Annotated in this window: 15 protein-coding genes and 1 pseudogene; 12 read left to right on the top strand and 4 right to left on the bottom strand. The window is 69.1% G+C overall.

Translation table 11 applies throughout. From position 1 onward, the window contains the following. Positions 1 to 894 (bottom strand): D-amino acid aminotransferase, encoded by an 894-nt coding sequence (locus tag V6M57_RS03910; protein ID WP_332813674.1) that lies wholly within the window; start codon positions 892 to 894, stop codon positions 1 to 3. A 125-nt stretch (positions 895 to 1019) separates the two neighbouring features. On the opposite strand from V6M57_RS03910, the gene V6M57_RS03905 reads away from it, so the two are divergent. From V6M57_RS03905 to V6M57_RS03865, 9 genes are all read left to right on the top strand, one after another. Continuing rightward, positions 1020 to 1505 carry an ATP synthase subunit I gene (locus V6M57_RS03905; protein ID WP_332813673.1) on the top strand — a complete coding sequence of 162 codons (486 nt, stop codon included), beginning with the start codon at positions 1020 to 1022 and terminating at the stop codon, positions 1503 to 1505. 16 nt (positions 1506 to 1521) lie between these two features. Then, positions 1522 to 2379, top strand: coding sequence for a F0F1 ATP synthase subunit A (gene atpB, locus V6M57_RS03900; protein ID WP_332813672.1), 858 nt, complete (start codon positions 1522 to 1524; stop codon positions 2377 to 2379). A gap of 50 nt (positions 2380 to 2429) precedes the next feature. Beyond that, positions 2430 to 2693, top strand: coding sequence for a F0F1 ATP synthase subunit C (gene atpE, locus V6M57_RS03895; protein WP_440480530.1), 264 nt, complete (start codon positions 2430 to 2432; stop codon positions 2691 to 2693). 73 nt (positions 2694 to 2766) lie between these two features. After that, on the top strand, positions 2767 to 3237 hold the full coding sequence (locus V6M57_RS03890; protein ID WP_332813671.1) for a F0F1 ATP synthase subunit B: 471 nt from the start codon (positions 2767 to 2769) through the stop codon (positions 3235 to 3237). 14 nt (positions 3238 to 3251) lie between these two features. Continuing rightward, positions 3252 to 3782 (top strand): F0F1 ATP synthase subunit delta, encoded by a 531-nt coding sequence (locus V6M57_RS03885; protein WP_332813670.1) that lies wholly within the window; start codon positions 3252 to 3254, stop codon positions 3780 to 3782. A 34-nt stretch (positions 3783 to 3816) separates the two neighbouring features. Further along, positions 3817 to 5370, top strand: a complete 1554-nt coding sequence (gene atpA / locus V6M57_RS03880; protein WP_332813669.1) for a F0F1 ATP synthase subunit alpha — start codon at positions 3817 to 3819, stop codon at positions 5368 to 5370. 53 nt (positions 5371 to 5423) lie between these two features. Further along, positions 5424 to 6299 carry a F0F1 ATP synthase subunit gamma gene (atpG, locus tag V6M57_RS03875; RefSeq protein ID WP_332813668.1) on the top strand — a complete coding sequence of 292 codons (876 nt, stop codon included), beginning with the start codon at positions 5424 to 5426 and terminating at the stop codon, positions 6297 to 6299. Positions 6300 to 6316: 17 nt separating this feature from the next. After that, entirely contained in the window at positions 6317 to 7726 is a 1410-nt protein-coding gene (gene atpD, locus V6M57_RS03870) for a F0F1 ATP synthase subunit beta (RefSeq protein ID WP_332813667.1), read from the top strand. Between the two features lie 64 nt (positions 7727 to 7790). Then, the gene (locus V6M57_RS03865) at positions 7791 to 8219 is read left to right on the top strand and encodes a F0F1 ATP synthase subunit epsilon (protein ID WP_332813666.1); all 429 of its coding nucleotides are present in this window, start codon (positions 7791 to 7793) and stop codon (positions 8217 to 8219) included. 225 nt (positions 8220 to 8444) lie between these two features. Here V6M57_RS03865 and V6M57_RS03860 read toward each other — a convergent pair whose 3' ends face one another. Genes V6M57_RS03860 through V6M57_RS03850 form a run of 3 tightly spaced genes read right to left on the bottom strand, consistent with a single transcriptional unit; the run spans position 8445 to position 10580 of the window. Beyond that, positions 8445 to 8954, bottom strand: coding sequence for a TPM domain-containing protein (locus tag V6M57_RS03860; protein ID WP_332813665.1), 510 nt, complete (start codon positions 8952 to 8954; stop codon positions 8445 to 8447). Next, complete coding sequence (locus V6M57_RS03855) at positions 8954 to 9907, bottom strand: TPM domain-containing protein (protein WP_332813664.1); 954 nt, start codon at positions 9905 to 9907, stop codon at positions 8954 to 8956. The genes V6M57_RS03860 and V6M57_RS03855 overlap by 1 nt, the downstream gene beginning before the upstream one ends. Positions 9908 to 9911: 4 nt before the next feature. Further along, on the bottom strand, positions 9912 to 10580 hold the full coding sequence (locus tag V6M57_RS03850) for a LemA family protein (RefSeq protein ID WP_332813663.1): 669 nt from the start codon (positions 10578 to 10580) through the stop codon (positions 9912 to 9914). Between the two features lie 36 nt (positions 10581 to 10616). On the opposite strand from V6M57_RS03850, the gene V6M57_RS03845 reads away from it, so the two are divergent. The 3 genes and pseudogenes from V6M57_RS03845 to V6M57_RS03835 all read left to right on the top strand — a co-directional run. Further along, the gene (locus V6M57_RS03845) at positions 10617 to 11375 is read left to right on the top strand and encodes a hypothetical protein (protein ID WP_332813662.1); all 759 of its coding nucleotides are present in this window, start codon (positions 10617 to 10619) and stop codon (positions 11373 to 11375) included. Positions 11376 to 11397: 22 nt separating this feature from the next. Continuing rightward, positions 11398 to 11847 carry a YybH family protein gene (locus V6M57_RS03840; protein ID WP_332813661.1) on the top strand — a complete coding sequence of 150 codons (450 nt, stop codon included), beginning with the start codon at positions 11398 to 11400 and terminating at the stop codon, positions 11845 to 11847. Next, a pseudogene (locus tag V6M57_RS03835) lies at positions 11847 to 12139 on the top strand (alpha/beta hydrolase); the annotation flags it as partial. The gene V6M57_RS03840 and the pseudogene V6M57_RS03835, both read left to right, overlap by 1 nt.

Here is a 12139-nt window from a genome sequence, read left to right as displayed (position 1 = left end):
TCAGGAGGCTTGCTTGGCTTTCTGGTAGCCGGCGTAGAGTCGTTCGTAGATGGGGCCGGGCCGGCCGTTTCCAACCGGCTTGCCGTCCAGGCTCGTGACCGCCAGCACCTCCTTGGTGGCCGAGGTCAGCAGCAGCTCGTCGGCGGCCAGCACCTCGTCGCGCGCGACGCGGCGCAACTCGAACGGCAGGCCCGCCTCGCGGCAGAGTTGCTCGAGCAGGCCGTAGCGGATGCCTTCCAGCACCAGGTTGTCCTTCGGCGAGCCCAGCACCTTGCCGCCCTGGACCACCCAGACGTTGGAGGCCGCCGCTTCGGACAGCATGCCGTCGCGGAACATCACGGTCTCGACCGCGCCCTGGTCGGCGCTGACCTGGCGCGCCATCACGGCGCCGGCCAGGCTGGTGCTCTTGATGTGGGCCTTCTTCCAGCGGAAGTCCTCGGCGGTGACGCAGGCCACGCCGCGCGCACGGTCCTGCTCGCTGTAGATCGGCAGGCGATTGCTCATGGCGAACACCGTCGGCTGCAGCCCCGGCAGCATCACGTGGTCGCGCATCGCCACGCCACGGGTCACCTGCATGTAGACCATCTGCGCGGTCGCCTCCACCGGCTGGCCGACGTGCCGTGCATAGGCCTGCACCAGCGTGTCGACCAGCTCTCGCCACTGCCCGCGCGGCATCGGGTTGGCGATGCGCATTTCGCCCAGGCTGCGGTCCAGCCGCGCCATGTGCTCGTCGAAGCGGAACGGCCGGCCGGCATAGGCCGGCACCACTTCGTACACGCCGTCGCCGAAGATGAAGCCGCGGTCGAGCACGCTCACGCGGGCCCGGTCCACGCGGGTGAGCTCTCCGTTCAGGTAGCAGGGCAGGTCGGGCAGCGGGGCGGGGGTCTGGTTCATGGCGCCATTGTCCTCCCGCGGCGCCGGGTAAGGCCGCCCAGCCCAACCGTGGATTTGGGCTTTGGGTTTCTACTTATAATGGGCGGCTTTGTGGATTTCAGGGCCGAGAGCCGGGGCCGCGTGGAATGAAGAAATCAGCCGCCCCGCTTGAGCCGTCCTGGGAGGACGAGCAACCCCCAGTCAAGCCGCTGAGCGCCGAGGAGGCGCGAAAGCTGCGCGAACAGCACCCGCCGGTTTCCCCCTGGTGGGTGGTCGGGGGCCAGCTGGTGGTGGGGCTGGCGGCGGCGCTCGCGGCCTGGGCCATCACCGGCAAGCAAGCCGTCGGGTGGTCTGCCGGTTATGGCGCGCTGGCCGTGGCGGTCCCCGCCGCGGTCTTCGCGCGGGGCCTGACCGGCCGGATCGCCTCGCTCAATGCGGGCACGGCGGCCTTCGGGTTCATGCTGTGGGAGATGGTCAAGATCGCCTTGACGGTGGCCATGCTGATGGCTGCGCCGAGGCTGGTGCGCGAGCTGAGCTGGCCGGCGCTGCTGGTGGGGCTGGTGCTCGCGATGAAGGTGTACTGGGTGGCGCTGGCGTATGCACCGCGCGGGCGCGCCCCGAAGTCGAATTGAAGAGACGAGAAACAACATGGCTGCCGAAACCGGACCGAGCGCAGGCGAATACATCGCCCACCACCTGGCCTTCCTGCAGAACCACGCGCCCGGCAACGTCGTCGATTTTTCCGTCTTCAACTACGACTCCCTGTTCTGGTCGATCGTGCTGGGTGCGCTGACCTGCTTCTTCCTGTGGAAGGCGGCGCGCAAGGCGCACGCCGGCGTGCCGGGGCGCTTCCAGGCCGCCGTCGAGATCCTGGTGGAAATGGTCGAATCGCAGGCCAAGGGCATCGTGCACAACGCCGCCAGCCGCAAGGCGGTGTCGCCGCTGGCGCTGGTCGTGTTCCTCTGGATCCTGCTGATGAACGCGATGGACCTGCTGCCGGTCGACCTGCTGCCGGTGATCTGGCAGGGTCTGTACAGCGCCACCGGCCACGACCCGCACCATGCCTACATGCGCGTGGTGCCGACCGCCGACCTGTCGATCAGCATGGGGCTGTCGGTCGCCGTGCTGCTGGTGTGCCTGTACTACAACGTGAAGATCAAGGGGCTGGGCGGCTGGGTGCACGAGCTGTTCACTGCGCCCTTCGGCTCGCACCCGCTGCTGTGGCTGCCCAACTTCTTCATGCAGATCATCGAGTTCGTCGCCAAGACGGTGTCGCACGGCATGCGACTGTTCGGCAACATGTATGCAGGCGAGCTGGTGTTCCTGCTGATCGCGATGATGGGCGGCGCCTTCTCGCTGTCGGCCACCGGCATCGGGCTGGCGATCGGCCACGTCATCGCGGGCTGGGCCTGGGCGGTCTTCCACATCCTGATCATCGTCCTGCAGGCCTTCGTGTTCATGATGCTGGCGCTCGTCTACGTCGGCCAGGCGCACGACGCCCACTGACCCGGTTTCCCTTTCCTTCCCTCACCAACCCAAGTCCCTTAGGAGCAATCATGGAAGTTATCAGCTTTGTCGCCCTGGCCGCCGGCCTGATCATCGGCCTCGGCGCCATCGGCGCCTGCATCGGCATCGGCATCATGGGCAGCAAGTACCTCGAATCGGCTGCCCGCCAGCCCGAGCTGATGAACGAGCTGCAGACCAAGATGTTCCTGCTGGTCGGCCTGATCGACGCCGCCTTCATCATCGGCGTCGGTATCGCCCTGTGGTTCGCCACCGCCAACCCGTTCCTGGGCCAGCTCGCCAACCTGCCGAAGTAAGCCGCGGCGCGCGGACCTTCCTTCGCCAACGTCTTTCCCGGCGCCGCAACCGGCCGGGACCAAGGATGAAACAGTGAGCATCACCGGTACCCTCATCATTCAGATCATCGTGTTCCTGCTGCTGGTAGCGTTCACGATGAAGTACGTGTGGCCGCCGATCGCCGCTGCGCTCGACGAGCGCGCCAGCCGGATCGCCGAGGGTCTGGCCGCCGCGGACCGTGCCAAGTCGGAACTCGCCGCGGCCAACGCCAAGGTCGACGAGGAGCTGGGCAAGTCGCGCAGCCAGATCGCCTCGCTGCTGTCCGACGCCGAGCGCCGCGCCCAGGCGATCGTCGAGGAGGCCAAGGGCCGCGCCGCCGAGGAAGCCGCCAAGATCGTGGCCGCCGCCCGGGCCGAGGCCGAGCAGCAGACCGTGCGTGCGCGCGAGGCGCTGCGCGAGCAGGTGGCGGCGCTGGCCGTGCGGGGTGCCGAGCAGATCCTGCGCAAGGAAGTCAACGCCGGCGTCCATGCCGACCTGCTCGATCGCCTGAAGACCGAGCTGTAAGGGACGGAAAGCCAATGGCCGAACTCGCCACCATCGCCCGCCCCTACGCCGAGGCGCTGTTCAAGTCCTGCGCGGCCGACCTGAACGGCACGGCGCAGTGGCTCGACGCGCTGGCCGCCGTGGCCGGCAACGAGCAGCTGCAGCAGTACGCCGACAATCCGAGGACCACCGACCGCGAGGTGTACGACCTGGTCGCCGGCGTGGTCCGCGAACCGCTGCCGGCGGTCGGCCAGAACTTCCTGCGCACCGTGATCGACAACGGCCGGCTGGCCGCGCTGCCCGAGGTGGCGGCGCAGTTCCGCGCCATGAAGAACGCGCAAAGCGGCGCTTCCGACGCCGTCGTCTACAGCGCGTTCCCGATCCCCGCCGCCCGCCTGGGCGAAGTGGCCGCCACCCTGGAGCGCCGTTTCGGCCGCAAGCTCAACGTCACCGTGCAGGAGGATCCGTCGCTGATCGGCGGCATCCGCGTGGTGGTGGGCGACGAGGTGCTGGACACCTCGGTCAAGGCCCGCCTCGAGCAAATGAAAGTTGCGCTGACGGCCTGACGGCCGCCCGCACCCAAGACACAAGGAACGAGTCATGCAGCTCAATCCCGCAGAAATTTCCGAACTGATCAAGAGCCGGATCGAGGGCCTGTCCGCCAGCGCCGACATCCGCAACCAGGGCACGGTGATCTCCGTGACCGACGGCATCGTCCGCATCCACGGCCTGTCCGAGGCGATGGCCGGCGAAATGCTGGAGTTCCCGGCCACCAGGGAGGGCACGCCCACGTTCGGCCTGGCGCTGAACCTCGAGCGCGACTCGGTCGGCGCGGTGATCCTGGGCGAGTACGAGCACATCTCCGAGGGCGACACCGTCAAGTGCACGGGCCGCATCCTGGAAGTGCCGGTCGGCCCCGAGCTGATCGGCCGCGTGGTCAATGCGCTGGGCCAGCCGATCGACGGCAAGGGCCCGATCAACGCCAAGCTGACCGACGTGATCGAGAAGGTCGCGCCCGGCGTGATCGCGCGCAAGAGCGTCGACCAGCCGGTGCAGACCGGCCTGAAGTCGATCGACTCGATGGTGCCGATCGGCCGCGGCCAGCGCGAGCTGATCATCGGCGACCGCCAGACCGGCAAGTCGGCGGTGGCGGTCGACACGATCATCAACCAGAAGGGTCAGAACATGACCTGCGTGTACGTCGCCATCGGGCAGAAGGCGTCCACGATCAAGAACATCGTGCGCGCGCTGGAGCAGAACGGCGCGATGGAATACACCATCGTGGTGGCGGCCTCGGCGTCGGAATCGGCCGCCATGCAGTACGTGTCGGCCTACGCCGGCTGCACCATGGGCGAGTACTTCCGCGACCGCGGCCAGGACGCCCTGATCATCTACGACGACCTGTCCAAGCAGGCCGTCGCCTACCGCCAGGTCTCGCTCCTGCTGCGCCGCCCGCCGGGCCGCGAAGCCTACCCGGGCGACGTGTTCTACCTGCACTCGCGCCTGCTGGAGCGCGCCGCCCGCGTCAACGCCGACTACGTCGAAGCCTTCACCAAGGGCGAGGTCAAGGGCAAGACCGGCTCGCTCACGGCGCTGCCGATCATCGAGACGCAGGCCGGCGACGTGTCCGCCTTCGTGCCGACCAACGTGATCTCGATCACCGACGGCCAGATCTTCCTGGAGACCAGCCTGTTCAACGCCGGCATCCGCCCCGCCATCAACGCCGGCATCTCGGTGTCGCGCGTCGGCGGCGCCGCCCAGACCAAGCTGATCAAGTCGCTGTCCGGCGGCATCCGGACCGACCTGGCGCAGTACCGTGAGCTGGCCGCCTTCGCGCAGTTCGCCTCCGACCTGGATGCGGCCACTCGCAAGCAGCTGGACCGTGGCGCCCGCGTGACCGAGCTGCTCAAGCAGCCGCAGTACAGCCCGCTGCCGATCTCGCTGATGGCCGCCTCGCTGTTCGCGGTGAACAAGGGCTACCTGGACGACATCGACGTCAAGAAGGTGCTGCCGTTCGAGTCGGGCCTGCATGCCTGGCTGAAGGACAAGCACGCCGGCCTGCTGGACAGGCTGGAAGCGCAGAAGGCCATGGACAAGGACGCCGAGGCCGAACTGACCGGCGCCATCGAGGCCTTCAAGAAGACCTTCGCCTAACCCCGCTTTTCGTGCGCGCCGGCCGGCGCGCACGCGGCATCAGGAAACTAGCAATGGCTGCAGGCAAAGAGATTCGCGGCAAGATCAAGTCGGTGGAGAACACCAAGAAGATCACCAAGGCCATGGAGATGGTCGCCGCCTCCAAGATGCGCAAGGCGCAGGACCGCATGCGCGCGGCCCGGCCCTACAGCGACAAGGTCCGCAACATCGCGTCCAACCTCGGCAAGGCCAACCCCGAGTACACCCACGCCTTCATGCGCCACAACGACGTGAAGGCGGCGGGCTTCATCGTGGTGTCCACCGACAAGGGCCTGTGCGGCGGCCTCAACACCAACGTGCTGCGCGCGGTCACGTCCAAGCTGCGCGAGATGCAGGACCAGGGCGTCAGAGCCCAGACGGTCGCCATCGGCAACAAGGGACTGGGCTTCCTCAACCGAATCGGTGCGCAGGTGGTCTCGCACGCCACCCAGCTGGGCGACACGCCGCACCTGGAGCGCCTGATCGGCCCCGTCAAGGTGCTGCTCGACCAGTACGCGGAGGGCAAGCTCAGTGCCGTGTACCTGTGCTACACGCGCTTCATCAACACCATGAAGCAGGAGCCGGTGGTCGAGACGCTGCTGCCGCTGTCGGCCGAGAGGATGCGCGCGGAGACCCACGCCGCCGGCGAGCACGGCTGGGACTACCTCTACGAGCCGGACGCCAAGACGGTGATCGACGACCTGCTGGTGCGCTACGTGGAGGCGCTGGTCTACCAGGCCGTGGCCGAGAACATGGCGTCCGAGCAGTCGGCCCGCATGGTGGCGATGAAGGCCGCCACCGACAACGCCGGCAACCTGATCAACGAACTCAAGCTGGTCTACAACAAGACGCGCCAGGCGGCGATCACGAAGGAACTCTCCGAGATCGTGTCCGGCGCGGCCGCTGTTTGAATTTAACGGAGCGAAGAATGGCTCAAGTCCAAGGAAAAATCGTCCAGTGCATCGGCGCCGTGGTGGACGTCGAGTTCCCGCGCGAAAGCATGCCGCGCGTGTACGACGCGCTGAAGATGGAAGGCAGCGCGCTGACGCTGGAAGTGCAGCAGCAGCTGGGCGACGGCGTGGTGCGCACGATCGCGCTGGGCTCGTCGGACGGCCTGCGCCGCGGCTCCATGGTCTACAACACCGGCGCGCCGATCACGGTGCCGGTGGGCAAGGCGACCCTCGGCCGCATCATGGACGTGCTGGGCACGCCGATCGACGAGCGCGGCCCGATCGACCAGGCGCTCACCGCCCCGATCCACCGCAAGGCCCCGGCCTACGACGAGCTGTCGCCCTCGCAGGAGCTGCTGGAGACCGGCATCAAGGTGATCGACCTGATCTGCCCGTTCGCCAAGGGCGGCAAGGTGGGCCTGTTCGGCGGCGCCGGCGTCGGCAAGACCGTCAACATGATGGAGCTGATCAACAACATCGCCAAGGCGCACTCGGGCCTGTCGGTGTTCGCCGGCGTGGGTGAGCGCACCCGCGAGGGCAACGACTTCTACCACGAGATGGCCGAGTCGGGCGTCGTGAAGCTGGACAACCTGGCCGAGTCGAAGGTGTCGATGGTGTACGGCCAGATGAACGAGCCCCCGGGCAACCGCCTGCGCGTGGCCCTGACCGGCCTGACCATCGCCGAGTCGTTCCGCGACGAGGGCCGCGACGTGCTGTTCTTCGTGGACAACATCTACCGCTACACGCTGGCCGGCACCGAGGTGTCCGCCCTGCTGGGCCGGATGCCGTCGGCCGTGGGCTACCAGCCGACGCTGGCCGAGGAAATGGGCCGCCTGCAGGAGCGCATCACCTCCACCAAGGTCGGCTCGATCACCTCGATCCAGGCCGTGTACGTGCCGGCCGACGACCTGACCGACCCGTCGCCCGCCACCACCTTCGCCCACCTGGACGCCACCGTGGTGCTGTCGCGCGACATCGCCGCGCTGGGCATCTACCCGGCGGTGGACCCGCTGGACTCCACCAGCCGCCAGGTCGACCCGAACGTGGTCGGCGAGGACCACTACACCACCACCCGCGCGGTGCAGGCCACCCTGCAGCGCTACAAGGAACTGCGCGACATCATCGCCATCCTGGGCATGGACGAACTGTCGCCGGAGGACAAGCTGGCCGTGGCGCGCGCGCGCAAGATCCAGCGCTTCCTGTCGCAGCCCTTCCACGTGGCCGAGGTGTTCACCGGCTCGCCCGGCAAGTACGTGCCGCTGTCGGAAACGATCCGCGGCTTCAAGATGATCGTGGCCGGCGAGTGCGATCACCTGCCCGAGCAGGCCTTCTACATGGTCGGCACCATCGACGAAGCCTTCGAGAAGGCCAAGAAGCTGTCGGCCTGACCGACCTGGGGACAGGCCAGGCGCGCGCAGCGCGCCGGCCCGTCCCCGACTGACTGGAGAATCCATGGTCGACAAGACTCACACCATCCAGGTCGACGTGGTGTCGGCCGAGGAGTCGATCTTCTCGGGCGAGGCGCGCTTCGTCGCGCTGCCGGGTGAAGCCGGCGAGCTCGGCATCTACCCGCGCCACACGCCGCTGATCACGCGGGTGAAGCCCGGCTCGGTGCGCATCGAGAAGGCCGACGGCGCCGAGGAATTCGTGTTCGTGGCCGGCGGCATCCTCGAGGTGCAGCCCAACCGCGTCACCGTGCTGTCCGACACCGCCATCCGCGGCAAGGATCTGGACGAGCAAAAGGCCAACGAAGCCAAGCACGCCGCCGAGGAAGCGCTGAAGAACGCCAAGAGCGAGATCGACGTTGCCCGCGCCCAGTCCGAGCTGGCCATCATGGCGGCGCAGATCGCTGCGTTGCAGAAATACCGCCAAAAGAAATAGCATTGGGGACAGACCACGAGCGCAGCGAGTGCTCTGTCCCCAACTGACTGGAAGAGGGGACTGACCACGCGCGCAGCGCTTGCCCAGTTCCCAACGGTTTGACCGAGACAAGAACGCGCTAAAAACCCGCGCTCTCGAGCCCCGCGCCGCAAGGTGCGGGGCTTTTTTCATGGTGGCCCGCCCCACCGGCGGCTCGCGGCCTGCGCCCCGCAAGCCGCCACGCCCCTAGCCGAGCACCGGCGAATCGGGCAACTCGTTGGGATTGGCCGCGCCGGGCTCCAGCGGGAAATGCCGCACCAGCAGCGCCGACACCTCCTCCAGCGCGTGCGTCAAGCCGTCCTCGAAGCGGCCGGCGCGGAAGGCCTCGCGCATGTGCTGCACGATCGCCTCCCAGTGGTCCTTGTCGACCCGGTGGGCCAGCCCGCGGTCGGCCACGACCTCGATCGCGTGTTCGGCCAGCAGCAGGTAGATCAGCACGCCGTTGTTCTGCTCCGTGTCCCACACGCGCAGCTTGCCGAACAGGGCGATGGCGCGCTCGCGCGGGCTGGCATCGCGCCACAGGTAGCTCAGGGGCAGGCCGGCTTCCACGTAGATGCGGATCTCGCCGCTGTGCCGCCGCTCGCTGGCGGCCACCCGGGCCGCCAGGCGCTCCGCCAGCGCCGGCGGGATCGCCTTGCGCGTGTCGTCGTCGTCCAGCCACCGATGCTTGAGGATGCGTTGGAACTTGCGCAGCATCACCAGCCTCCCGAGGCGCCGCCGCCGCCGAAGTCGCCACCCCCGCCGGAGCCGAAGCCGCCGCCGCCACCCCAGCCGCCGCCGCCCCAGCCTCCTCCGCTACCCCAGCCGCCGCCGCCAGGAAAGATCACCGGCCCGCCCCAGCCGCGCCGGCGGCCGCCCGGCGGGGCGAAGCCCGAGATCAGCGAGAACAGCAGGGCGACGACCGTCGCGACGGCGGCCACGACCAGGCTGGAGGTGAACAGCATGGCGAGCAGGCCGACCCCGCCGCCGGTGAACAGCGATCCGAGCTTGCGCCCGAAGATGCCGCGCAGCACGGCGCCCGCGATGGGCACGGCAAAGAACAGGAAGATGGCCAGGTCGAACCAGTCGAATCCCTGCGCCGGCGAAGGTCCCCGCCGTTGCGGCGCGGGCAAGCCCTCGCCACTGACGCGCGCGATCAGGCGGTCGGCCGCAGCCTGGAGGCCGCCGGCGAAGTCGCCCTGGCGAAAGCGGGGCGTGATCGCCTCGTCGATGATCATCCTGGCGGCGAGGTCCGGCACGGCACCTTCCAGCGTCTTGGCCACTTCGATGCGCACGCGCCGCTCGTCCTTGGCGACGATCAGCAGGATGCCGTCGCCCACGTCCCGGCGGCCGATCTTCCAGCTGTTGGCCACCCGGTTGGCATAGCTGGCGATGTCTTCCGGCTGCGTGGTGGGCACCAGCAGCATCACGATCTGCGTGCCGCTGCGCTGCTCGAAGGCGGCCAGCTTGTCCTCCAGCGCCTTGCGCTGGATGTCGTCCAGCGTGCCGGTCTGGTCGATGACGCGCGCCGTGAGCTCGGGGACGGGCAGCACTCCCTGGGCGGCTGCGGGGATGCCGGCCGCCGCCAGCAGCCACAGCAAGCCCGGGAAGAAGAGCCGCGCGAATGCGTGGATCCCCGCCTGCGCGGGGATGACCCATGGGATGGCCATCCGGCTACCGGGTGGGAGTCCCGGCGGGGGCGGACGGCGCTGCGGAAGCCGGCGGAGCCGCCGGGGTAGCCGGTGCCGACGGCCGCGCCGTGCCGCCGAAGTCCACCCGCGGCGGGGTCGAGATCTCGGCCTCGTTCTGCACCGAGAAGTTCGGCTTGGGCTCGTAGTTGAACACCATCGCCGTCAGGTTGGTCGGGAAGCTCCGCGTGAGCACGTTGTACTCCTGCACCGCCTGGATGTAGCGGTTGCGCGCCACGGTGATGCGGTTCTCGGTGCCCTCCAGCTGCACGCGCAGGTCGCGAAAGCCCTGGTTGGCCTTCAGGTCGGGGTAGCGCTCGACCACGACCATCAGCCGGCTGAGCGCGCTGGACAGCTCCCCCTGGGCCTGCTGGAAGCGCTGGAACTGCTCGGGATTGTTCAGCACCTCGGGCGTGACCTGCATCGAGGTCGCGCGGGCGCGCGCCTCCACCACGCGGCTGAGCGTCTCCTGCTCGAAGCTGGCCTCGCCCTTGACGGTGGCGACCAGGTTGGGCACCAGGTCGGCGCGCCGCTGGTACTGGTTGACCACCTCGGACCAGGCCGACTGGGTCTGCTCGTCGAGCCGCTGGAAGTCGTTGTAGCCGCAGCCGGTCAGCGACAGGGCCAGGGCGATCAGGGCGAGCCAGCGGCGCATCGTTCTTCTCCTGCAGGGGCGGACGTCGACGGTAGCATGGAAGCCATGCGCCATGAGCCGATCCAGGCCTTGCAGGCCGCCGCCCGCGGCCCTGCGCGGCCGGCGCCGCCACGCTCGCGGCTGGTCATTGCGGGCGCGACCGGCGTGCTCGGCAATGAGGTGCTGCGGCGGCTGGTGGGACTGGAGCGCTACGGCAGCACGGAAGTGCTGGCGCGCGAACCGATCCGTGCCGCCCTGCGCAGCGTCGGCGGCCGCGTGGTCGAGGGCGACGACCCCGCGCAGTGGGCCCCCGGCGCCGCCGACACCGGGCTGGTGCTGTTCGAGCCGCCGCGCCTGTTCTACGAGCGCGAGCGGGCGCTCTGGACGCCCCGGCCCGAGCAGCTGCCCGCCCTGGCCCGGTGGATGCGCCGCAGCGGCGTGCGTACGCTCGCGGTGGTGCTGCCGCATGCCCAGGGGCGCCTGCCCGAGGCACTCAAGCGCGGCCTCGCCAGCCTGGACGAGCAGGCGGTGGCGTCGCTGGATTTCGAGCGGCTGCTGATCGTGCGCAGCGCCCGCCAGCCCGAGCCTGGTGTCGCGCGCGGGCCGCTGCAGGCGACCGCGCGCTGGATGCACTCCGTGTTCAGGTACATGGTGCCCAGTACCGAGCAGCCCGTGCGATCGGTGAAGGTGGCGGAGTTCGTCGCCGCCGCGCTGCAGGACGCGCCGCGCGGCATCCACGTCGCGGCGCCGGAGACGGTCTGGCGCGCGGCGCAGGGCGACGCGCGCGAGGCCGTGCGCGGCTGGCTGCGCCTTTGATTGCATGCACAATCGGCCGGACATGCGCAGTTCCAAGCTCCAGGCTGCCAACCTCGAGGGCAACGCCGACGAGGTCGAAGCCGCGTTCTACGAAGCCTTGCAGAACGCCGACATCGACAAGCTGATGGCCTGCTGGGCCGACGAGGACGAGATCGTCTGCATCCACCCGGGCGGCCCGCGCGTGGTCGGCCCGGCCGCCATCCGGGCCACCTTCGAGGCCATGTTCGCCAACGGCAGCATCCGTGCCTGGCCCGAGCGCGTGCGCAAGATCGAGTCGATGGGCAGCTGCGTGCACAACCTGCTGGAGAAGGTGGAGGTGCTCACGCCGCAGGGCCCGCGCCATGCCTGGGTGCTCGCCACCAATATCTACCACAAGACCGCGCAGGGCTGGCGGCTGGTCGCGCACCACGCCAGCCCCGGCACCGCCGGCGACATCCAGGAAGTCTCGGACACGCCCTCGGTCCTGCACTGATGCAGCAGGCGGTGGGAACGGAACAGGCCCTCGCGCCAAACGGGGCGTTCCGCTATGCCGCGCCCGGATGGCTGCCCGGCGGCAACCTGCAGACCATCTGGCCGGCCCTGTTCGCGCAGCGCGTCGCCGGGGCGCCGCCGCAATACCGGCGCGAGCGCTGGGACACGCCCGACGGCGACTTCGTCGACCTCGACTGGCTGTCGCCCGCGCCGCCCGGTGCCGCCGCGGCCCCGCTGCTGGTCCTGTTCCATGGCCTCGAAGGTTCCTCCCGCAGCCACTACGCCGAAGCGTT

Source organism: Ramlibacter sp. (assembly GCF_036676645.1).
GTDB lineage: Bacteria > Pseudomonadota > Gammaproteobacteria > Burkholderiales > Burkholderiaceae_C > Ramlibacter.
Note: the sequence above shows the minus strand (reverse complement) of the source record. Positions and strands in the feature narration are given on the sequence as shown.